The sequence below is a fragment of the Fibrobacter sp. genome, from assembly GCF_045131395.1.
Taxonomy (GTDB): domain Bacteria; phylum Fibrobacterota; class Fibrobacteria; order Fibrobacterales; family Fibrobacteraceae; genus Fibrobacter.
In genome coordinates, this window is record NZ_JBGUQY010000045.1 from 1 (window position 1) to 21551 (window position 21551).

Annotated in this window: 18 protein-coding genes; 11 read left to right on the forward strand and 7 right to left on the reverse strand. The window is 52.9% G+C overall.

Features of this window, described 5'->3' with window-relative positions; all coding sequences use genetic code 11:
- The first annotated feature begins 303 nt into the window (after window positions 1-303).
- The 6 genes from ACJMNB_RS10830 (at window position 304) to ACJMNB_RS10855 (ending at window position 8164) form a co-directional block, all read left to right on the forward strand.
- On the forward strand, window positions 304-3153 hold the full coding sequence (locus ACJMNB_RS10830) for a glycoside hydrolase family 2 protein (RefSeq protein WP_405342321.1): 2850 nt from the start codon (window positions 304-306) through the stop codon (window positions 3151-3153).
- Between the two features lie 199 nt (window positions 3154-3352).
- Window positions 3353-4657: a glutamate-5-semialdehyde dehydrogenase gene (locus ACJMNB_RS10835; RefSeq protein ID WP_405342323.1), complete on the forward strand. Its 1305-nt coding sequence runs from the start codon at window positions 3353-3355 to the stop codon at window positions 4655-4657.
- A gap of 2 nt (window positions 4658-4659) precedes the next feature.
- Window positions 4660-5010 carry a phosphoribosyl-AMP cyclohydrolase gene (hisI, locus tag ACJMNB_RS10840; RefSeq protein WP_405342325.1) on the forward strand — a complete coding sequence of 117 codons (351 nt, stop codon included), beginning with the start codon at window positions 4660-4662 and terminating at the stop codon, window positions 5008-5010.
- 97 nt (window positions 5011-5107) lie between these two features.
- Window positions 5108-5647 carry a hypothetical protein gene (locus tag ACJMNB_RS10845; RefSeq protein ID WP_405342327.1) on the forward strand — a complete coding sequence of 180 codons (540 nt, stop codon included), beginning with the start codon at window positions 5108-5110 and terminating at the stop codon, window positions 5645-5647.
- Window positions 5648-5685: 38 nt separating this feature from the next.
- Window positions 5686-7023 carry a histidine-type phosphatase gene (locus tag ACJMNB_RS10850; RefSeq protein WP_405342329.1) on the forward strand — a complete coding sequence of 446 codons (1338 nt, stop codon included), beginning with the start codon at window positions 5686-5688 and terminating at the stop codon, window positions 7021-7023.
- A gap of 64 nt (window positions 7024-7087) precedes the next feature.
- Complete coding sequence (locus ACJMNB_RS10855; protein WP_405342331.1) at window positions 7088-8164, forward strand: hypothetical protein; 1077 nt, start codon at window positions 7088-7090, stop codon at window positions 8162-8164.
- Here ACJMNB_RS10855 and ACJMNB_RS10860 read toward each other — a convergent pair.
- Entirely contained in the window at window positions 8101-8367 is a 267-nt protein-coding gene (locus ACJMNB_RS10860) for a hypothetical protein (protein WP_405342333.1), read from the reverse strand. The genes ACJMNB_RS10855 and ACJMNB_RS10860 overlap by 64 nt on opposite strands.
- A gap of 60 nt (window positions 8368-8427) precedes the next feature.
- On the opposite strand from ACJMNB_RS10860, the gene tilS reads away from it, so the two are divergent.
- The 5 genes from tilS to ACJMNB_RS10885 are packed head-to-tail and all read left to right on the forward strand — an operon-like array spanning window position 8428 to window position 14737.
- Window positions 8428-9588, forward strand: a complete 1161-nt coding sequence (gene tilS / locus ACJMNB_RS10865) for a tRNA lysidine(34) synthetase TilS (protein ID WP_405342335.1) — start codon at window positions 8428-8430, stop codon at window positions 9586-9588.
- A gap of 17 nt (window positions 9589-9605) precedes the next feature.
- On the forward strand, window positions 9606-11738 hold the full coding sequence (ftsH, locus tag ACJMNB_RS10870) for an ATP-dependent zinc metalloprotease FtsH (RefSeq protein WP_405342337.1): 2133 nt from the start codon (window positions 9606-9608) through the stop codon (window positions 11736-11738).
- Window positions 11738-12619, forward strand: coding sequence for a dihydropteroate synthase (gene folP / locus ACJMNB_RS10875; protein WP_405342339.1), 882 nt, complete (start codon window positions 11738-11740; stop codon window positions 12617-12619). Before ftsH ends, folP begins: the two co-directional genes overlap by 1 nt.
- Window positions 12606-13445: a diadenylate cyclase CdaA gene (cdaA, locus tag ACJMNB_RS10880; RefSeq protein ID WP_405342341.1), complete on the forward strand. Its 840-nt coding sequence runs from the start codon at window positions 12606-12608 to the stop codon at window positions 13443-13445. Before folP ends, cdaA begins: the two co-directional genes overlap by 14 nt.
- Before the next feature lie 47 nt (window positions 13446-13492).
- Window positions 13493-14737 carry an SUMF1/EgtB/PvdO family nonheme iron enzyme gene (locus tag ACJMNB_RS10885; RefSeq protein WP_405342343.1) on the forward strand — a complete coding sequence of 415 codons (1245 nt, stop codon included), beginning with the start codon at window positions 13493-13495 and terminating at the stop codon, window positions 14735-14737.
- Between the two features lie 216 nt (window positions 14738-14953).
- Here ACJMNB_RS10885 and ACJMNB_RS10890 read toward each other — a convergent pair whose 3' ends face one another.
- From ACJMNB_RS10890 to ACJMNB_RS10915, 6 genes are read right to left on the reverse strand one after another with little or no spacing between them, the layout of a single operon-like run.
- Window positions 14954-15409 (reverse strand): V-type ATP synthase subunit K, encoded by a 456-nt coding sequence (locus ACJMNB_RS10890; protein ID WP_405342345.1) that lies wholly within the window; start codon window positions 15407-15409, stop codon window positions 14954-14956.
- Between the two features lie 18 nt (window positions 15410-15427).
- The gene (locus ACJMNB_RS10895; protein WP_405342347.1) at window positions 15428-15883 is read right to left on the reverse strand and encodes a V-type ATP synthase subunit K; all 456 of its coding nucleotides are present in this window, start codon (window positions 15881-15883) and stop codon (window positions 15428-15430) included.
- 39 nt (window positions 15884-15922) lie between these two features.
- Complete coding sequence (locus ACJMNB_RS10900; RefSeq protein WP_405342349.1) at window positions 15923-17857, reverse strand: V-type ATP synthase subunit I; 1935 nt, start codon at window positions 17855-17857, stop codon at window positions 15923-15925.
- Complete coding sequence (locus ACJMNB_RS10905) at window positions 17854-18495, reverse strand: V-type ATP synthase subunit D (RefSeq protein WP_405342351.1); 642 nt, start codon at window positions 18493-18495, stop codon at window positions 17854-17856. The genes ACJMNB_RS10900 and ACJMNB_RS10905 overlap by 4 nt, the downstream gene beginning before the upstream one ends.
- A 1-nt stretch (window position 18496) precedes the next feature.
- Complete coding sequence (locus tag ACJMNB_RS10910; RefSeq protein WP_405342353.1) at window positions 18497-19798, reverse strand: V-type ATP synthase subunit B; 1302 nt, start codon at window positions 19796-19798, stop codon at window positions 18497-18499.
- The gene (locus ACJMNB_RS10915; protein WP_405342355.1) at window positions 19791-21548 is read right to left on the reverse strand and encodes a V-type ATP synthase subunit A; all 1758 of its coding nucleotides are present in this window, start codon (window positions 21546-21548) and stop codon (window positions 19791-19793) included. The genes ACJMNB_RS10910 and ACJMNB_RS10915 overlap by 8 nt, the downstream gene beginning before the upstream one ends.
- Window positions 21549-21551 lie beyond the last annotated feature (3 nt).

Consider the following 21551-nt stretch of genomic DNA (forward strand, 5'->3'; position numbering starts at 1 on the left):
AACAAGCATTGTCAGGAGAACGGACAAGACAAGAACGCTTTTAAAAATCTTCACAGAAGACCTCCAGTTGTATAATCCCACCAAAAAACTCCTAACCCAATCTAAAAAATAGTAAAAGTAATCGCTATTCCATTTTTCCGTCAAAATTAAACAAAAATTGGTTGATTACATACAAATTCTTATTTTTTCCATACACATCCAGCTGCAATCTACCCATTTTTGACGCCTTTGGCGTCCGTCGTGGCGGCTCAAAGATGACAATTTTTCTAAATTTCACCTCAAAATTTCATAAAGGAAACTCGAATGAGCAAGATTTTGAGCCTTGATGGCGACTGGCAGATGATTTGGGACACCGAAGATGCCGGTATTTCTAATCGTTGGTACGCTACTTACCCCAAAGACACCCAGGAAGTGCAAGTTCCCCACATTTGGGAAAGGGCTTTTGACAAGCTTTTGATGTCGCACGACTGCGCCTTCTATTTCAAGCGTTTTACCATCGATGACGAAAAACAGGTCGCAAAGCGCATTTTCTTGCGTTTTGAACGTATTGCCAGCCATGCCACTGTTTGGCTGAACGGCAAGCTTTTGGGCACCCACTTCGGCGCCTACACCCCCTTTATTATTGAACTCCAGAAGGCCTTGAAGCTGGGCGAAGAAAACGTGCTCTGCGTGCGCGTGGCCAACATGGGCGCCCTAAACAGCCGCATCGACTTCGGCCGCGAAAGCGCCGACGGTGCCGACGACCGTTTTGTACACCCGGGCGAACTCCCGGTCGGCCTCCCCTGGACCCAGTACCCGTTCGGCGGTATTTTCGGCCATGTGGACCTGATTCTCGGTACCGCAGCCTTTATTTCCGACGTAAAGCTGGAACCCGATGCCGATACCCAGCGTATCGCCTGCGAAATCAGCTTCAACAACCCCCGCGGCTTCCAGACCAGGCTCCGCGTTCTCATGCGCAACCCCGATGGCGACGTTTACGAGCAGTTCGTGAACAACCTGAAGCTCGACAAGGAAAACATGACCCAGCGTTTTGTTTTCGAAGTCAAGGAACAGCAGCGCCACAAGTTCCAGTGGAGCCCCGAACACCCCAACGTCTACGCCATTGAATTCCAGATGGAAATCAAGGCCGGCAAGGAAAAGGACGGCAAGGAAATCAAGCGCGCCGAATACGCATTCCCCGTGGTGCGCACCTTCGGTTTCCGCAAGTTTGACTGCCTCAAGGGCGACTACTACCTGAACGACCAGATCTTGAAGATCCAGGGCATTACCTACAACCAGCAATGGAGCGAAGGCGGCCTCTGGACGTTCGACAACCCGAAGCTCGAAAAGGACCTGCAGGCAGTGAAGGCTGCCGGTTACAATGCTATTCGTAGCTGCGGTGCTCCGCTTTCGAACCAGGCTTTGGACATTTGCGACAAGCTGGGCCTGATTGTGTTCCAGGAATTCCCGATCCACACCATGAGGTCTACCGCCCAGGGTCTTGAAATTGTCAAGAAACTGATCAACGACATCGTGGCCGAACAGCACAACCACCCCTGCATCGGCGCATGGGTCATGGGTGCCGAAAACGGCACGCTCCTGCTGCAGAACGGCAACAAGCTATTGAACGCTATTAGCCCGGTGGACATGACCCGCCCGGTCATCAGCAACCTGAACAGTATCTACATCGACAACGAAGGCAACTTCCGCAAGGATACCGGCAAGCTCTTGCCCGTGTCCGTCGACAAGATTTCGACCTACGCTACGCTCCGCATGAACCCGCGCATGACGCCCAACGCCGCCTACACGCACTTCTTGGCACACAGCTTTGACCGCGACGCCGAAGAAATTTCCGTGCCGGATACGGGCCTCGGCGATAGCCACTTCCAGGACGAAGAAGAAAATGTAGTCAGCGACATCAACAACAAGATGCTGGTGACGCTCAAGAACCACACGCTTCTCCCGGAAACGGCCACCAACATCAAGGGACCGCGCAGCTCCAAGAACCAGAAGGCCATCAAGAACGCCATCAAGGCTGTCGAAACCTTCGTGGAAAGCGACATGTCCATTTGGAAGGACTACAAGAGCTTTGTTGCCGACGCGAACCGCATCGCCATCAAGAGTAAGCTCGATCAGATTACCGCCCTCCAGAGTAACCCGCAGATTGCAGGTTTCTTCTTGGACCAGTGGGCCGACTGCGGCACCGAATTTGACGGTCTGTGCGATGAAAACCGCGTCAGCAAGGGTTTCGAAGAATTCTCCAAGGAAATCACGACCCCGAGCCGCGCCCTCATCAGCGAACTGGAACACGTGGTCGCCCCGCAGAGCGAAATCAGCTTCCAGGTGACGCTCCTGAACAACAGCCGTTACGAAGACGTTTCTGTCGAAGTCAAGCTGGTGGACGACAAGGGCAAGGAACTTTCCACCGACAAGATTTCTCCTGAAGAACCCGCCGGCAAGACCAGCCTTACGCAGATGGGTATTTGCACCATGATGGCTCCGCGCGCCGAAGGCAAGTACAAGCTGCAGGTGACGCTCATCAATGATGGCAAGAAGATTCACACCACCGAAGAAGACTTGATCGTCATCGCCGAAGCCGACGTGAAGAGTGCCATGAAGAAGGTTTGCTTCTTGGACAACAGCGAAGAATCCAGCGACGCCCTCGCCGCACTCACCGGTCCGGAACAGGTGATCTTTACCGCCAACCTGAGCTCTTGGCCCGACGAAATCCTGGACAAGATCGTGGACGTGGTGAAGAACGGCGGCAAGACTCTCTTGCTTTCGGACTTGACGCAAGAAGATATCGACTACATGAACCAGAGCCACCAATTCGACTGCAACATCGAATCCCACTGGAGCACGGGCGCAAACGAACTCAGCCTGCACTACCTGCCCAAGGATTCCGAACTTGCACCGGTATTCGGCGAAGCAACGGTTCTCGACAGCAACGCAGCCGCCATTATGCCGAGCATTTCGCTGAACGAACTGCCGGGCGCCAAGGTGTTTGCTCGCTCTGCCACACTGAAGGACGGCGAAGTCAAGACCGGTTCTGACCTGCAGCTCTACCCGTTCGGTAACGGCAAGATCATGTTTAACCAGTTCAACGTTTTCGAAGGATTGGAAACCAACGTGCTCGCCGACAAGCTGTTCGCCACTATCGTGAACCTGCTTTAGTCGTTTTCGAACAAAATAAAAAGGACTCGGTGCTCCCCGAGAGAGAAGGAATGCACCGAGTCTAAACACCCAAGTCCGATACCTTGCAACAATTCCACAGCGTCGCGGGTAATAACAAACCTGTATCAAGAAAGTATATTTACGTGTGATAAAAATCAAGTTCTCACACTGTAAATAAAGAAAAACATTTCAACAATGTTTGAAAAATAAGGAAAAACGGCTTATGACTTGCTCCAACTTGAAATATTCCAACTTGGAAGAATACTCCGACCTTCTGGCAAAAAACGCCCAGAAGGCAAGCAAGACGCTCCGTACCCTGCCGGGAGAAAAGCGTAGCGCCGTGCTGAATCGCGTCGCCCAGCTCTTGCGCGACCGTAAGCCAGAAATCCTTGCTGCCAATAAGTTAGACCTTGAAGCCGCCGCCGGAAAGCTCGACGACGCCAAGATGGACCGATTGACCTTGAACGACGCACGTATCGAGGCCATGGCCAAGGGTGCCGAAGAAATCGCCGCCTTTGCAGACCCCCTGAACAGGGTGCTCGAAAGCCGCGAACTCAAGAACGGCATCAAGATTAGCCGAGTAGCCGTGCCTATCGGTTCCGTGTTCTTTATTTTTGAAAGCCGCCCGAACGTAACGATCGATGGCGCTTGCCTTTGCTTCAAGGCGGGCGATGCAGTAATTCTCCGTGGCGGTAAGGAATCGCTCAATTCAGCAAAGTACCTCGCCGGAATCTTCCACGAAGCACTCACCGAACAAGGCATCGACCAAGACGCAGTGCAGCTCGTGACCGAAACAAGCCACGACTTGGTAGGCATGCTCCTGCAGCGCAGCGACTGCATCGACCTCGTCATTCCTCGCGGCGGTGAACGCCTGATCCGCGCCGTCGTGGAACAGAGCAAGATTCCTGTGATCAAGCACTACAATGGAATCTGCCACGTGTATATCGATAAGTCCGCAGACATTCAAAAGGCAGAAACAATTCTGATCAACGCCAAGACGCAACGCACTAGCGCCTGCAACTCCATGGAATGCGTGATTATCGACCGCCATATCGATGCAGCCACCACCAAGAAATTGATCGATTGCCTCGCCGACCGTGGCGTAGAACTCTTTGGCAACAAGGACGCCCAGAGCCACGACAGCCGAATCAAGGACATTGGCGACGACAGCAATTACCACCATGAATACCTGGCCCTCAAGGCAAGCGTCAAGTTCGTCGATAATGTTGCCGAAGCCTGCGACCATATCGAAAAGAACAGCAGCCGCCACACCGAAGCAGTCGTTGCCGAAGACGCAAGCGTTCAGGACTACTTCGTCGCGAACGTGGACAGCAGCAGCGTGATGGTGAACGCCAGCACACGCTTTGCCGACGGTGGCGAATACGGCCTCGGTGCCGAAGTGGGTATTTCGACCGACAAGTTGCATGCCCGTGGCCCCATGGGCGTGGAAAGCCTCTGCAGCTACAAGTGGATTCTCCGCGGCAACGGCCAGGTGAGAGGTTAATCATGAAGTTCGAAGATTTGATTAAAGAAGTGAAGTTCGAAGTCGAAGTAGACGGCGTAGCACTTGCACCGGCAATCGTTCAAGATGCCGACAAGGGCGACGTTCTGATGATGGCCTGGATGAACGAAGAAGCTCTCCGCCGCACCCACGAATGCGGCGAAATGGTGTTCTGGAGCCGTAGCCGCAAGGAATACTGGCACAAGGGCGACACCAGCGGCAACGTGATGACCGTGGTGGAATGGGCCGCCGACTGCGACTCTGACGCACTGCTTTTCAAGGTGCGTATGCAGGGCCCGCAAGTGGCTTGCCACACAGGCGCCCGCAGCTGTTTCTTTAAAGTCTGCGACAAATAACAAACCCCGATAACCGTTCATCGGCCACTTTTATACATTCGCCTAGTTTTCTCTATAAAACTAGGCTTTTTCGTATAAAGTTATTTATCTTTCTAGCATGCGCCTTATCAAGAACATTTTCGTCTTTTTATTTGCATTGACTACCATCAGTCTTGCGCAGGGGATCTCCGAAAGAGATTCTCTTGATGCCGAAAAAAGGGCGCAAGACATTCAAATTGACTATGAAGAACACTATAAAAATTTGATTAAACAAGAACAAGAAGAAATAGACACTAAAATCACAAAAGGCGGCATCAGCGGAATTGCTTTGGGAGCAGGAATAGGATTCAGCGTCCTCATTTTTAAAGACAACGGTTCAAGTTCCAAGGATCGAGAATCGATTAAGGAAGTCTTTAAAACAGAAGCAGTTATAATTGGTATAGGCCTCATAGCCGTTGGTACAATCGGACTTTCATACAATCTTTACGCTTTATACAACAAAGACGGGCTTTACAACCGGCTTGATTCATACAAACGCGCCCACGACATTTACAAGCGGAGACGACAGGAAATAAATGAAGGTGCAAAGCTCGTTCTGACACCGACCTTCAACGTCACAAATAATTCCGCAGGAATGAACCTGAGTCTACTTTTTTAAAGCCTGACTTTATTATTTTTTGCGATAGGAGATTCATAATGAAGAAAATCGCATTCCTTCTTTTTATCGCTACCGCTTGCTTTGCCCAGACCGATTCCATCAAGACTGAAATCACCAAAGATTTTCGAAAAATGGGTAGCAATTACTACGCCTACCCCACTCCGACCGACAAGTACACCAAGGCTCCCGCCGGCTACAAGCCGTTTTACCTGAGCCATTACGGCAGACACGGCAGCCGCTTTCACCAGCCTGCCGACCATTACCATGCACTCTACAACACGCTCGCCAAGGCCGATTCTTTAGGCAAACTCACCGATTTGGGCAAAAGCCTGCTTGAACGCGCCAAGTACCTGGACGAATACGCCGCCCCACGCGCAGGTGATTTGACCCAGCTCGGCGTAGCCCAGCACCAGGGAATTGCAAAACGCATGGTCAAGAACTTTCCCGAAGTGTTCAAGAACGACGCCTACGTTGAAGCCTACGCCAGCACCAGCGTACGCTGCGTCGTGAGCATGGCCGCATTCCTCGAAGAACTGCATGCGCAAAAGCCCAAGGTCGAGATTCACCAGGAATCAGGCAAATACTTGATGAGTTTTATCAGTCCGCTTGATTTCGGCAAGATTATCGGTGAATCTAACACCCCCGCCTGGCAAAAAGAAAACGAAAAACTTTACAGCCATGTGAATCCGACTCGCATGATGCGCGCTATTTTCAACGATTCCAACTACATCAAGAAAAATGTAGACGGAGGAGATCTTTTAAGCAAGATTTATGAAATCGGCAACAGCCTGCAAGGCAGCCCCGAAATCGAATTCAGCTTTGACGACTTGTGGACCGCCGAGGAGCTTGCCGCCCGCTGGCATGCGCAAAACGCCTGGTGGTACAGCGTTCTCGGCAACAATCCCTTCTCCAAGAAACAGGGCCTCGATAACGCCCGCCCGCTGCTGAAGAATGTTTTGGATGAGGCAGACAAGGTGATTGCCGCAGACACGGCAAAAGCAGATAAAGCAGCCAAGGCCGCTAAACCCGCGAAAAAGACCACCGCGACGCTCCGCTTCGGCCACGATACGGTGATTTTCCCGTTTGCAGTGCTTTTACAGCTAGAAAACGGCACGCAGAACACCGGCATCGAAACTGCCGACATGGAAAACCTGCACAAAGTCTGGCGCGACTACGAAATCACCCCGATGGCCGCGAACGTGCAATTTATCTTCTACAAGTCCGCCAAGAAAGGCTCCCCCATTCTGGTGAAGGTAATGCTCAACGAAATCGAGCAAAAGTTGCCCGTCACATGCGATACTGCAACCGTAAAAAACTGCCCCGCAGCGCCGTATTACCGCTGGGATGACGTAAGAGCATTCTATCGGAAAAACTAAGACAAATCCTCGCCAACGCGAGGATTTTTTGTTATTTTGTCGTAAAAAAAATTACGAGGAGAAAATGCGTAAGTTCATTCCATTAGCTTTAATTCCAATCATCATGCTCGCTTGCGGCGACGACAAATCTTCATCTGCCAGTGATGACGAACTTTCCTCTTCTTCGGAAGAGGCCTCTATCGAATCATCATCTTCATCGAAGGAAATCATTTCCGAAGACGGCTGGGTCACTACGGTGAGCACCGATAATTTCTCTTTCTTCGATGAAAAACACCTAAGGTACTACTTCCTTGAAGAAGAATGCGACTACGATTCCACCACGAACACATTCAAGTGGGTCGCCGAAGATTACATGGAAGCATTTAACAAATATAATAGTTCAGAATTAGAAGAACGATTTGGAGGAGACTCTCTTAAATTTTTGATTTATCACTCCTTCGGCTACAAGATGTCTAACGACACCCTTTACGAATGCGATTACATCGGAGATGCCTGCGACACCATAAAAACCGCAACAGTATACGTCGGCACTTCCAAATCTATTTTTTCAACATGGGAATGTGTCGGAAGAATTTATAAAGGAGAATACTCTGAAATACCATCTAACTATAAAATTACCCTTACACTGGCACCTCAGCAGAGAACCATAACAACACGCAGCAAAATCATGGGATCAAAATACACACCCGAACCACGCCAATATTGCGGCGTCATCTATGATTTATTTAATGATGAGCAAAGAGAAGAGCTCTGCAACAATAAACTTCAAAACATTCAGGCTCTTTCGACTGACACAGTCTTTATAAGCAACGACATGTGGATTCTCGCCAAGGATTTAGATAAGGCAGACCTTTCCGTAAACGACCAAATCTTCGAAGTATCATTCAACCACATATTAGAGATGGACCCCACGCAAATTTCAACATTCACTAAAAAAATAACCTATCAAGGAAGCACCTGCACTTGGTGGCAAAAAAATGTCGAAATAACGCAAGAGTACTGCGAAAACGGCGACCACAGCCAAGATAACGTTGAAAGCGAATTCAGCAACATCCATCGAACATTCATCAAACAACTTCAAGGCTCTAGCGACAACGACAACGAATTCGAAGAATGCACCAAGCAATTCAACCTGAAATAAGAATTCAATAAAGGAAAATCCCCCGCTTCGGCGAGGGATTTTTTGTGTTTAAGGGTTCTGGTGTACTTCGTCTTGTCGCGGACGATTCTTGTCCGTAATTTGGCTCCGTTCTGGGAGCCGTCTATGCGGAGCATGCGCAACATGGCGCTCTCCTTGGCGGTTTCAGCCAGTTTGCCTGCCGCCTTACTATTGTGTTTAGCCATAGAGGCCTCCTTGAGGGACAAATATAAGTTATTATCTTTGTCACGTAAAGGGCCTTTATTTTGTCTTTTGACATTGCAAACAGAATTCGCCATCATGGGTTCAAGCGCCTGCTGCTTGCAGTTTCGGGCGGTTTAGATTCTATTTGCCTGGCGCATTATTTCACCCAGAATCGTGAAGCGCTCGGCATTGAATGGCTGGGAATTGCACATGTGCATCATGGACTGCGCGAAGGAACTGCCGACCGCGACGCAGCATTTGTCGAGGCATTCGCCCGCAAATATGACATTCCCTTTTTCTTGAAGAAGCTAGATGGCGAAGCGCTAAAGACAGCGGAAGGTTCGCTGGAAGAGAATGCGAGAGATGCAAGGTACAAGGCACTTGTGGAAATAGCTTCAACACGATCAAATAGAAACTGTATGGATCCCGCCGCTTCGCGGCAGGATGACTTTGAGTGCATCATCGTCACGGCGCATCATGCAGGTGACCAGGCGGAAACCATGTACATGCGACTCCGCCGCGGAACAACGCTGGCTGGGCTTAGGGGTATTCAAGAGACAAGAGAAATTTGCGATGTGGAGTGTGAAATGTGGAATGAAAAAGAGATCACTACACATTACACACCTCACATTACACATTGTATCTACCGACCGCTGCTAAACACTACTCGAGCCGAATTACTCGAATACGCTCGCGAGCATAACCTCACGTGGTGCGAAGACGAAAGCAATGCAGACGTCAAATTCGCACGAAACAAGGTGCGGCACGAGTGGCTACCGCAATTAGAACAAAGTAATGCAGGAGCAACAAAACAGCTTTGCAAGGTTGCAGGGTTAGCGGATAAGGCCTATGGGAAGGTGATGGAAAAATGCGAGGAGTTGTTTAATCCGGCGTTACAGCAAGAAAAAGAAGCAGGGATGACAGGAGCAAACAACGAATGTATGGATACCGGACGCACCACTTTCTTAAACAAGAAATCCCTCCGCAAAATCCTTCTCGCTCACGCCGACACAGACCTTTCAGAAATGTTCCGGTTGTGGCTCTCGGAGCAGGGTTTCCGTTTCCCGATCGGGTTCTTTTTCGACCAAAAAGAGCCTGCCCATGTTAAAATTCCCGTACGGGCCGCTTACCGCAAGCGGGCAATCGCCAAAAACGGCTCAACTGTCAGGATTTGTGAATTTGAAACCGTCGAGGCAGCCCTAAAATTTGTATCTTGCAAGTGAACGTATAAAAGGAATTTATGAGTCAAGGAAAACCTACTCCCCCCTATAAAAGCAAGAACTTTATCATTTTACTGGTGATGATTCTTTTGTTGTTCGTCATGTTCCCCCTAGCCGGGAAAGATGGCGAAAACGATATCACGCGCACCGAATTTTTGGCCATGATGGGCGATTCCACCAAGGTGATTACCGAACTCACCTTGCAGAAGACCCCCGATGGCGTGATTATCGAAGGCAAGCGCGAAATGAGCGCCGAAGAAAAGGCCGAATCTAAAAAGAACCAGAGCGCCATCGCCCGCTTTACAAGGTCTAACGACAACGGGAATACGAAATCTTTCCGCAGCCACATGCTGGAAGTTTCCAATGACCAGATTACCGCCTGGGAAATGTTCAAGGGCGTCAAGGTCAAGGTCATCCACGAATCATCCACTTGGATCGATACCCTGGTGGCATTCCTCCCCGCCATCTTGTTGATTGTATTCTTCTACCTGATGATGAACCGCCAGATGGGTGGCGGCGGCAAGAGCCCCTTCAGTTTCGGCAAGAGCCAGGCTCGCCAGCTCAACGGCAAGCAGAAAACCACCTTTAACGATGTGGCCGGCTGCGACGAAGCCAAGCAGGACTTGCAGGAACTGGTGGAATTCTTGAAGGATCCGAAAAAGTTTGATGCCCTGGGCGGACGCATTCCAAAGGGCGCCTTGCTGGTTGGCCCTCCGGGTACCGGTAAGACATTGCTCGCCCGCGCTGTGGCTGGCGAAGCAGGCGTGCCGTTCTTTAGCATGTCGGGTTCGGACTTCGTAGAAATGTTCGTGGGCGTGGGTGCTAGCCGCGTGCGCGACTTGTTCGAAACCGGCAAGAAAAACGCCCCCTGCATTCTGTTCATCGACGAAATCGATGCCGTGGGTCGCCAGCGTGGTGCAGGCCTCGGCGGCGGTCACGATGAACGTGAACAGACCTTGAACCAGTTGCTGGTGGAAATGGACGGCTTCACCGCCAACGAAGGCGTGATTTTGATTGCCGCCACCAACCGCCCCGACGTTCTCGACAAGGCTTTGTTGCGCCCGGGTCGCTTTGACCGCCAGATTGTGGTGGGACTCCCCGACCTGAAGGGACGCGAAGAAATCTTGAAGGTCCACCTGAAGAAGCGCAAGGTGCCGCTGGCCGACGACGTAGATGTGAAGGCCGTTGCAAAGGGAACTCCTGGACTCGCCGGTGCAGACCTCGAAAACCTGGTGAACGAAGCCGCCTTGCTCGCAGCACGTTTCAACAACAAGAATGTCACGATGCTGGACTTCGAAGAAGCCCGCGACAAGCTCAGCATGGGTGCCGAGCGCCGAACGCTCCTCATGACCGACGAAGAAAAGCGCCATACCGCCTACCACGAAGCAGGCCATGCGCTCATGACTCTCTTGTGCAAGCATTCTGACCCGCTTCACAAGATAACGATTATTCCCCGCGGCCGCGCCCTCGGCGTAACCATGAGTCTGCCCGAGCGCGACCAGGTGAGCTACAGCCGCGAATACGCCGAAGAACGCATCATGATTATGATGTCTGGCCGTCTCGCCGAACTCATCTTCTTCAACCACCAGAGCACGGGTGCCAGCAACGACATCCAGCGCGCCACCGAACTGGCCCGCAAGATGGTGACCGAATGGGGCTTCGACGACGAAATCGGACCGGTCTGCTACAGCCGCGCCGATGGCGAAGTGTTCCTGGGCCGCGAAATCAGCAAGCCCAAGGAAATGTCCGAAATGATGGCCGAAAAGATCGACAACGCGGTGAACAGTCTCATCAAGCGTCTCGATCAGGCCGCCAAGAAGCTCATCGAAGAAAACAAGGACAAACTGATTGACCTGGCCGAAGCACTCTTCGAATTCGAAGTACTCGACCGCGAAGAAATTGACCGCGTGATGGCAGGCGAAAAACTGACCGGCACCAAGAAGAGCCGCCAGTACAAGGCTCTCGAGGAAATGGAAGAAAAGAAGAAGCGTGAAAACACGCCTCCTCCTGACCCGGGCAAGCAACCGCCGGTTGCCCCCGTGGCCGACGCCCCCATTGCAGAAATCAAGCCTAGCCCCGCCACCGGATCCACTCCGGCAAAAGATGGCGAAGCTCAATCGTCTTCTGTAGAATCTAATCAGGATAATTCGTAATGTTCAAAGAAGTTCTGGATCATAGTCGTGCACTCCCTTGGAAAATCGGGAACAAGGTTCTGCCTTGCAAGACCCCGCTTATCATGGGCATTGTGAATGTGACTCCGGATAGTTTTTTCGACGGCGGCAAGCACAACAAGCCTGACGCCGCTTACGAACACGCCCTTATGCTTTTGGATCAGGGCGCAGAAATCTTGGACATCGGTGGCGAAAGCAGCCGCCCGGGCAGCGCACCCGTCAGCCTACAAGAAGAACTGGACCGCGTGTGCCCCGTGGTAGAACGCTTGGCCAAGCTGAGCAAGGAACGGGAATTCTACATCTCGGTGGACACGGTGAAGGCCAAAGTCGCCGAAGAGACCATGAAACTGGGCGCCCACATTATTAACGACATTAGCGCCTGCGCCATGGACCCGAACATGCTCCAGACGGTTGCAGACACCAAGGCCGCAGTGGTTCTGAACCACATCCGCGGAAACTTCGGTACCATGCAGCAGGACTTCAAGCCTTATACCAACGTGGTGCAAGAAGTCCGCGAAGAGCTTCTTTCGCAAGTGCAAAAGCTTTTGGACCTGGGCGTGGAACGTGAAAAGATTTGCATCGACCCGGGTATCGGATTCGGCAAAACTGCACAGGACAACATCGATTTGATGAAATCCACCGAAGAATTCCTGAAAGACGGCTACCCCGTTCTGATCGGAACCTCGCGCAAGTCCTATATCGGTAAGATGCCCGGCCTTGAAACCAGCGACAGGCTCATTCCCACCGTAACGGCGGGAATCGTGGCCGTTCTTGGCGGAGCCAGCTGCATTCGCGTGCACGACGTGAAAGAGGCGAAGGAGTCCTTGCTTTATCTGGAGGCATTGAGAAATGGTTCTGTTTAAACTATTCGGAATAATCGATGTCCGCATGGCGGATATTCTGGATGTACTCCTGATATCCATCATCATCTACTACATCTTCTTGCTGTTCCGCGGCACTCGCGCCGCCCAGATGATTTTCGGTGGACTCTTGCTGATCTTGGCATGGATTATTGCGCAATGGTGGGAACTCCACACTGTCGTGTGGCTTATCAGTAACCTGGCTACCCTCGGTATTATCGCCCTCGTGATTCTTTTCCAGCCCGAAATCCGAAGCGCCCTCACCCGTATCGGTCAGGCCGCCAGTAAATTGGATTTCCACAACCTGTTTTTCCATTCCAGCGGCCTCGACGAAATCACCAAAACTATCGCCAGCGCCGCACAGGACTTGGCCAAGACCCACACGGGTGCATTGATTGTGCTTGAAAAGCGCGTGGGCCTGCGTAACTACGCCGACACCGGTGAAATTCTGGATGCCCGCATCAGTTCCAGACTTTTGCGCGCCTTGTTCTTCCCGAACTCAGCGCTCCACGATGGTGCCGTGATCATGAACAGCAAGCGCATTGTTGCCGCCGGCTGTATTTTGCCCATGCCCACCGGCAACGCCGAAAAAGAAGCTGGCTACGGCATGCGCCACCGCGCTGCAAAGGCTCTGGCCGCCGAATGTGATGCCCTCGTAATCGTAGTCTCCGAAGAAACCGGCTATATCTCTATCGCCTACCGTAACAGCCTGCGCCGCAACATCAGCGTTCAGGAACTCAAGCAAGAAATCATTCGCCACTGGGGCGAACTGTTCAACGACGTACGCGAATCCGCAAAGACCGAAACTGCAGAAGACAAGGTCGGCTAACGTCATTGCGAGCGCAGCGAAGCAATCCATTTTGAGGAATTTATTTTATGAGCAACAACGAAACTGAAGACCAGGCAAAATCTCGCCGCAAAAAGAAAAACATCGCCATTCTGGTTTTGATGTTCCTTTTGCTGCTGGCCCTTTTTATTGTACAGTGTCATTTGGACCAGATTAAGCAAGACGCTCTGGCCAAGGAACAGGAAACCGCCCTTGAAATGCAGCGCCGTCACACGCTGGATAGCCTCCGCGCCTTGGAGCAGGCCCGCGCCGACAGCATCCGCATGGCAGATTCCTTAGCTAAGCTCAGCGCCGACAGCGCACGCATCGCCGATAGCCTGCGCATTGCAGACTCCCTGGCCGCCCTCCAGAACAACGTGAACCGCGACAGCATCCGCCACGTGCGCGATAGCCTGAACCGCATCAAGGACAGCCTCGCCGCCATCGACAAGGCCCGCGCCGATAGCCTGCAGCGCATTGCGGACTCCCTGGCCGTTATTGAAAAAGCTCGTGCCGATTCCCTGGAAAAACAGCGCGTCCTGGACAGCATCCGCGCCGCCGACCAAGTGCCGCCCGTTGCCGAAATCGCACCACCCGCAGGCCGCTACTACGACCCCATCAAGCTCAAGGTCAAGTGCGAAGAAATCAAGTGCAAGACATTCCTCTCCATTGGCGACACCCTCCACGCCCAAGAAGCCGGTAAGGCAATCGAATACAACAAGACTGGCTCCGTATTCTTCTACGCCGAAGACTCCGTGGGCAACCGCTCCGCATGGGAAGAAGCCAAGTACGACATGGCCAGCGATAACGTTTGCGGCAAGAACGCCTACCCCGTCCCCCTCGGCGGCAAGACCGTTTGCGTAGACGCCTACGAATACCCCAACAAGGCCGATGAAAATCCCCGCGACATGGTGAGCCAGGAACAGGCCGCAAGCCTCTGCCAGCAAGAAGGCAAGCATCTCTGCAGCCTCGCCGAATGGCAAGCCGCCTGCAAGAGCAAGGACAACACTCGTTACAGCTATGGCGACAGCTACAAGCAGAACAAGTGCAACACCAACACCAAGGCAGCCAAGCGCAGCGGCCGCAAGGAACAATGCCGCAGCTGGTACGGTATGTACGACATGAACGGAAACCTCTGGGAATGGACATCCACCACCAGCAAGGATCACCCCAACATGTACCTGGTCGTCGGTGGTGCCTGGAACACCAACAACGAAAGCAAATGCACCGACAGCAAGTTCAGCTTCTACCCGCAGAACCAATACCCCAGCGTCGGATTCCGCTGCTGCAAGTAAGCAACCGCCATTAACTTAAGCAATTACAAAAAGGACTGCTTTTAAGCAGTCCTTTTTCATTAACCCGAGCGAGACTCTATCACATTCTTGTCGATGCAATAGAGCCGAGCGAAGCGGTTTCCTGTGAGCAAAAAAGCGACCCGGTGTTAACGGGTCGCGTTTGCGAGAGTGAGCGCCGACCGGAGAAGCAGCCCCGATTCTAGCGCGAACGGTCTCTTAAGATACCAGCATCATGGAGAACACCATGACAAACAGCGCGACGGTTTCGCCGACGCCGAGCACCATCAGGTAGTTCACCAAGCCCTTGCCGGTTTCGCCCAAGGCGTTGCAAGCGTCCGCAGCGGACTTGCCCACGTACCAAGCGCTGGCCATCATACCGACACCACCGAAGATACCTACGCCGAGGTAGGCAGCCCAGTTGTCCGGATTGGCCTGAGACTTGTTCAGGATGTACATCATCAGGAGCATCCCGTAGATGGTCTGCGCAATCGGCGCGCCCACGAAAATGAGCAGCGTAAACAACGCATTCTTACCCTTGAGATACGCCTTTTTCCAGGCTCCGATAGCTGCCATGCCGGCAGTACCGCAGCCGAGCGCGGAACCCATCGCGGCAAGGCCCAAGGCCGCCACCGCTCCAAGCTTCGCGAGCGTCAAAAGTTGTGCTTGATCCATACGTTTTACCTCGCCGGATTAGAGCACCATCATCGAGAACACGAGAACGAACAGGGCCACGGTTTCAACGATACCGAGCACCATGAGGTAGTTCACCATGCCCTTACCGGTTTCGCCGAGGGCGTCGCAAGCCACTGCACCGGCCTTGCCCTGATACCAGGCAGAAGCCATCATGCCGAGACCGCCAAAGATACCGGCACCGAGGCAGCCGCCCCAGTTGGTGAAGCCGTTTTCAGCAACCTTCGAGAGGATGAAGTTCATCAGCAACATGCCGTAAATCGTCTGGGAAATCGGGGCACCCACGAACACCAGCAAAGTGAAGAGAGCGCTCTTGCCCTGAGCGTAAGCCTTCTTCCAGATGGTGATGGCGGACATACCGGCCGTTCCGCAACCAAGGGCAGAGCCCATAGCCGCAATGCCAAGCGCAGCTGCAGCACCCATTTTAGCGAGAGTAACCATTGTATTCGGTTCCATTGTTTTTTCCTCATTAAGTAGCGGGAATGATCCCTTGGTTTAATTTTTCTGCTTGGCAAAAGGAGTAAAGGCAAAGCCGCTCCATTCCTGGCCAAGTCCATTTGAAAATTCGAGTGTGTTAAGACGCACAGCGTGGACGGCGACGCCCATGACCGCAAGCGCAATATTCAAGCCATGCACAAAGAGCAGCAGGAACGCCGCACCGGCGATACCGACAGCAGAGCCGAACAGCGGCGAAAGCATGTCGTTGAACGCTTCGGCGATAGCCGCACCGGACATACCCACGGCAAACAGACGGATGTAACTGATGACGTCCGTAAAGCTGTTCACCACGTCCAGCACGAGCATCGGGATGCTGATGAAGTCCTGTTTGAGGCGCTTCGGCGGTACCGTAAAGAGTACCAGGAGCACCGCTTCCACGATGAACATCGGGATCACGAACTTCGGCATGTCGATACCGAGCACCATCTGGCAAGCCAGGAAGAACATTACCCAGCAGCCGATGAGCCAGCCCACCTGAGCCATGAAGGTCGAATCCTTGCGCTGAATGCGCACGCAGATATTCCAGATGTGCGCAATCGAAAGGTGAACCACGGCGATGCAGAAGCAGAACAGCTGAATGTGCTGCATCTGGGATGCACCGGGGCCCTTCGGAACGAAGGATGCGGGAAGGCTTGTAAAGGACTCGGCGAATGTCTTGTAGGCTTCGAACTTCGCAGGATCGGCAGGTGCACTGGTACGAATCCAGAGCATCGCGTTCTTCAGCGGTTCAGGCAAGAAGCCGTAATTGGTCAAGTCGAGATAGGCAGTCCAACTGGCAAGTTCAGGGCTCAGGCCCAAGAAGCTTGCGTTGATGAGGCCCCACACGATGGTTGCACCACTCATCAAGTAGATAAAGTGGAAACCGGCGGCAGGCGCTTTCGGCATCTTCGAGCGAGCAAACAATGCCAAGCCGAGGAACAACAGGCCATAAGCGCTGTCGCCCACGATCATCGCAAAGAAGATGCTGAAGAAGCACAGGAACACGCTCGAAACGTCCACTTCCTTGTATCCCGGCGAAATACCGATGATATCGTAGAGGAACTTCATGGGTTTCGTGAGCTTGTTGTAGCTCAGCAGCGTGGGGATGTTGTCATCGTCGGTCGGATCATCGACCAGGAGACCCCATCCGTTTTCACGTGCGGCCTTTTCCAGTTCGCCAACGCGGGGAGCGGGGCAGAATCCCTGCAGTGCAGCCACATTCTTGTCGCCCACCATGGTCGATTCTGCTTCCACCATCTTGTAATCGTCAGTCACCTCGTCCAGGCGTTCTTCGATCTTGGACTTTGCACCGGAAAGTTCGCCCAGACGCTTTTCGACGCGGGCAAGCGTTTCCTTGGCACGTGCATCCATATCGCGGAATTCTGCCAGGGACTTGGGAGGCATGGAAAGTTCGGTATAGATGCCCTTGACCGCCACAGGAGCTTCTCCCCTGCTGATGACGGCCACATAGGAACCATTATCGTCACTTCCAAATTGTTCAATGACGCCTTCTCCATCGAGTTCAAACGGGATTTTGCCCGGCTGAACCTGGTAAAGCTTCACGAAGATTCCCTTGGCCTGCAGTGCGGCAACCGTTTCGGGGTCGATGTTACCGAACTTATCGAGCTTAGAGAGTTCTTCTTCGGCCTGATCCTTGTCGATTTCGGCCTGCTTGCTTTCGGCAATCAGCTGATGCACTTCTTCCACCAGGCTCTTGACCGAAGTATCGGCAACGCCATCCACGGGCTTGATACCCTTGGGAGCCTTGTCCGGCACGGTTTCGAGAACCTTCTGCACGCGGGTCATTTCACCGCGGGCTTGGTTGAGCTTTGCACCTGCTGCAGCCTGGAGCGGCGTGAGGTGTAAAATTTCGAGGCTACGGAGCGCCGTCAAAGTCTGTTCGACAGCACTCGACACCGTCAGGATGGTCACCTTTTTCATGGGAGTAATCATGCGGCGGCCTCCTTGTTTTTCTGGGCCAGAGCATCGAGGGCTGCGGTACGTGCAGTCGCCTTGCCCTTGGCAAGCTTACTGCGTGCAACGCCAGATGTCTGCTGGTCACCCAGGAAGATATTGATGACGCGGATGTTTTCCTTGGCTTCGGGGATTTTCACCTTTTCGAACAGGTTCACGCGCTGGCTCGTGGTACGGAGTTCCTTGGAAAGGAGTTCATACTGCTTTTCGAGCACGCGGCGTTCGAGACGGAGCGAAATCAGGCCCTGCAAGCTGCGGATACCGTCGTCAATCCACACGGGGGTGGTAAAAAAGTCGGGAATGGCCAGATTGAAGTCTACCCCGTCGAATGTCGGAATCTTCACGCCGGCGATATTGCCTTCGCCTTGGCGGACTTCCTTCACCGACAGGTACTTCGACCATTCAATCGGTTCGGCATACAGCGAAATCCAAGAAGCCATGCTCTTGCGGAGCTTGTCTTCTTCCTCTCGCTTAGCCATCACCCTCTCCTGGAGCGTACGCATTTCCATCTGCAGCTGCTGCTTCTTGAGCAGCAACGTCGGCAGATAGCGCTTGAAGCGCTTCAACGCGTCGCGTTCCGCCTTGAGGGCGTTTTTAGTTAACTTGACCTTCGCCATATTACCCCTTCTTGGGCCAATATTCGTTGATCATCTTGGTCGGAATACCGGTTTCTTCAGGAGCGAAGCAGTCGGCAAGGATTTCCCAGCCAAGGTCCAAAGCCTTTTCAAGCGGAATGTTCACGGAGAGGTCCATCATTTCCTTTTCGAAACGCTGACCGTACTTCAACAGCTTCTGGTCCCAGTTACTCATGTTGAAGCCCATGGACTGCTTTTCCAAAGTTTCCTTGTAGCTTGCGTACAGCTGGATCATGGTGTTCATGATGGTACGGTGGTCGCTACGAGTCTTACCGTTCACCTGCTGTTTCAAACGAGACAGAGAACCGAACGGTTCGATACGGCCCTTACGCAGGTAGAACTGACCTTCGGTAATGTAACCGGTGTTGTCCGGAACCGGGTGGGTCACGTCATCGCCCGGCATGGTCGTCACAGCCAGAATGGTGATAGAACCGGCGTCGGTAAAGTCCACAGCCTTTTCGTAACGGCTAGCAAGCTGAGAGTAAAGGTCGCCAGGATAACCACGGTTCGACGGAATCTGTTCCATCGTAATAGCGATTTCCTTCATGGCGTCTGCAAAGTTCGTCATGTCGGTGAGGAGCACGAGCACGTTCTTGCCTTCGGTAGCGAACTTTTCAGCCACAGCCAAAGATGCATCCGGCACCAGCAAGCATTCCACAATCGGGTCAGAGGCGGTATGCATGAACATCACCGTACGGCTAAGGGCACCGTTCTTTTCAAGGAAGTCCTTGAGGTAGAGGTAGTCGTCGTGCTTAAGGCCCATACCGCCGAGGATAATCACGTCCACTTCGGCCTGCAAGGCAATACGTGCCAAGAGTTCGTTGTAGGGTTCACCAGCGATAGAGAAAATCGGGAGCTTCTGAGAAACCACGAGCGTGTTGAACACGTCGATCATCGGGATACCCGTACGCACCATGGTCTTCGGAATAATACGCTTGGCGGGGTTCACCGAGGGGCCACCAATGGTAATGCGTTCGCCATCCACTTCGGGGCCATTGTCGCGGGGCTTGCCGGCACCGTTAAACACGCGGCCAAGCAAAGCTTCGCTGTAAGGAACCTTCATCGGTTCGCCCAAGAAGCGCACTTCGGAGTCGGTGGAAATACCACGGGCACCTGCGAACACCTGCAAGTCCACCATGTCGCCGTCAATACGGATCACGCGGGCAAGAGATGTACCAAAAGAACTGGTCACCTGGGCAAGTTCCTGGTTAGCCACACCTTCGGCTCTAAGGGTAATCACAGAACCGGCGATGCGTTCAATACGATGGTATGCGACATTATGCATTAGCGGAAACCTCCTTCACGGAAGCAAAGATACTGGACTCGAGGTCCTTGAATTCCTGGGAATCGAACTTGACGCGGTTCCAGTCCTTGGTGGCCTGAGTAAGCTTGAGGAAGAATGTACGGGCGACATCCTTTTCGGCAAACTTCATCGGGGTCTTCAGAATCTGGTAGACCTTGTCGAACACGTAAACCTGACGTTCTGCGGAGCAGGCGGCGTCGATTTCGTTATAAGCGTCCTGCTGCAGGTAAACGCTATCCAGGTATTCAGACTTCAAGTAAATCACAAAGTCATCGATGGAGGTACCTTCTTCGCCCACCACCTTCATCATGTTGTTCACGTCCACGCCGTTCGCAAGAATGCTGCGGGCTTCGGCCACCTTCTTCACGTCGATGATGCCTTCGTACTTGGACCAGGAATCAAGGGGGTGAATAGCCGGGAAGCGGCGTTGGTCAGAACGTTCACGGGAAAGGCCGAGGAATGCGCCCACCACCTTCAAGGTAGCCTGGGTCACGGGTTCTTCGAAGTTACCACCTGCCGGAGAAACAGATCCGCAAATCGTCACGGAACCGGTAGAACCATCCTTCAGGCGAACCACACCACCGCGTTCATAGAAGGCGGCAATCACAGATTCGAGGTAAGCCGGGAAGGCTTCTTCACCGGGGATTTCTTCCAAGCGGCCGCTCATTTCACGCAGAGCCTGAGCCCAACGAGAAGTAGAGTCAGCGAGCAAGAGCACGTTCAGACCCATCTGACGGTAGTATTCAGCGAGGGTCACGCCGGTGTAAACGGAAGCTTCACGAGCAGCCACCGGCATGGAAGACGTGTTACAAATAATCAGCGTACGTTCCATGAGAGACTTACCCGTACGCGGGTCAATCAGTTCAGGGAATTCGCGAAGGGTTTCCACCACTTCACCAGCACGTTCACCGCAAGCGGCCAAAATCACGATATCCACGTCGGCATAGCGGCTCATGAGCTGCTGAAGCACGGTCTTACCGGCACCGAAGGGGCCCGGCGTACAGAACGTACCGCCCTGCATCACGGGGAAGAAGGTATCGATAATGCGCTGCTGCATGGTCAGGGGCTTAGACGGACGGAGGCGTTCTTCGAAAGCCTTGATCGGCATCTTCACCGGCCAGGTCTGAACCATGGAAACATTCACGGTCTCGCCCTTGGCACTCTTAAGAACGGCTACCACATCTTCGACGACATGTTCGCCTGCGGCCACGACGGATTCAACCGTCCACTTGCCGAGCAGCTTGAACGGCACCATGATGCGGTGCGTGAACACGCCTTCGGGAACGGTACCGAGCGTATCGCCCGCCACCACCACGTCGCCAGCCTTGGCAACCGGGGTAAAGTTCCACTTCTTGTCGCGCGGGAGGGCCTTGAGGTACTTACCACGCTGCAGGAAGAAGCCGCATTCTTCAGCAAGCTTCGGCAGCGGGTTCTGCAGACCGTCAAAAACCTGAGTCAAAAGTCCGGGGCCAAGTTCAACAGAAAGGAGTTCGCCAGTAAATTCCACTTCGTCGCCGGTCTTAAGGCCGGTGGTGTCTTCGAACACCTGAAGTTCGGCGTAGTCGCCGCGGATACGGATGACTTCGCTCTTAAGGGGAATAATTTCGGTTTTGCCTTCCTTGTTCTTCTGAGAAAGTTTGGCATAAGCCACTTCGTTCTGAGATACGGCGGTTTCGAACTTGACTCGAATCAAGTTACCGTTCACGCCGGTGATTTTTCCGATACTAGCCATTGA

Excerpts from the sequence above, each read along its gene's own strand:
- ACJMNB_RS10910 (WP_405342353.1), bottom strand. The coding sequence starts at position 19,798 with ATGCATAATGTCGCATACCATCGTATTGAACGCATCGCCGGTTCTGTG.
- ACJMNB_RS10905 (WP_405342351.1), bottom strand. The coding sequence starts at position 18,495 with ATGGCGAAGGTCAAGTTAACTAAAAACGCCCTCAAGGCGGAACGCGAC.
- ACJMNB_RS10895 (WP_405342347.1), bottom strand. The coding sequence starts at position 15,883 with ATGGAACCGAATACAATGGTTACTCTCGCTAAAATGGGTGCTGCAGCT.
- ACJMNB_RS10860 (WP_405342333.1), bottom strand. The coding sequence starts at position 8,367 with ATGGCTAAACACAATAGTAAGGCGGCAGGCAAACTGGCTGAAACCGCC.
- ACJMNB_RS10890 (WP_405342345.1), bottom strand. The coding sequence starts at position 15,409 with ATGGATCAAGCACAACTTTTGACGCTCGCGAAGCTTGGAGCGGTGGCG.
- ACJMNB_RS10915 (WP_405342355.1), bottom strand. The coding sequence starts at position 21,548 with ATGGCTAGTATCGGAAAAATCACCGGCGTGAACGGTAACTTGATTCGA.
- ACJMNB_RS10830 (WP_405342321.1), top strand. The coding sequence starts at position 304 with ATGAGCAAGATTTTGAGCCTTGATGGCGACTGGCAGATGATTTGGGAC.
- ACJMNB_RS10845 (WP_405342327.1), top strand. The coding sequence starts at position 5,108 with ATGCGCCTTATCAAGAACATTTTCGTCTTTTTATTTGCATTGACTACC.
- ACJMNB_RS10850 (WP_405342329.1), top strand. The coding sequence starts at position 5,686 with ATGAAGAAAATCGCATTCCTTCTTTTTATCGCTACCGCTTGCTTTGCC.
- folP (WP_405342339.1), top strand. The coding sequence starts at position 11,738 with ATGTTCAAAGAAGTTCTGGATCATAGTCGTGCACTCCCTTGGAAAATC.
- cdaA (WP_405342341.1), top strand. The coding sequence starts at position 12,606 with ATGGTTCTGTTTAAACTATTCGGAATAATCGATGTCCGCATGGCGGAT.
- ACJMNB_RS10885 (WP_405342343.1), top strand. The coding sequence starts at position 13,493 with ATGAGCAACAACGAAACTGAAGACCAGGCAAAATCTCGCCGCAAAAAG.
- ACJMNB_RS10855 (WP_405342331.1), top strand. The coding sequence starts at position 7,088 with ATGCGTAAGTTCATTCCATTAGCTTTAATTCCAATCATCATGCTCGCT.
- ftsH (WP_405342337.1), top strand. The coding sequence starts at position 9,606 with ATGAGTCAAGGAAAACCTACTCCCCCCTATAAAAGCAAGAACTTTATC.
- ACJMNB_RS10900 (WP_405342349.1), bottom strand. The coding sequence starts at position 17,857 with ATGATTACTCCCATGAAAAAGGTGACCATCCTGACGGTGTCGAGTGCT.
- hisI (WP_405342325.1), top strand. The coding sequence starts at position 4,660 with ATGAAGTTCGAAGATTTGATTAAAGAAGTGAAGTTCGAAGTCGAAGTA.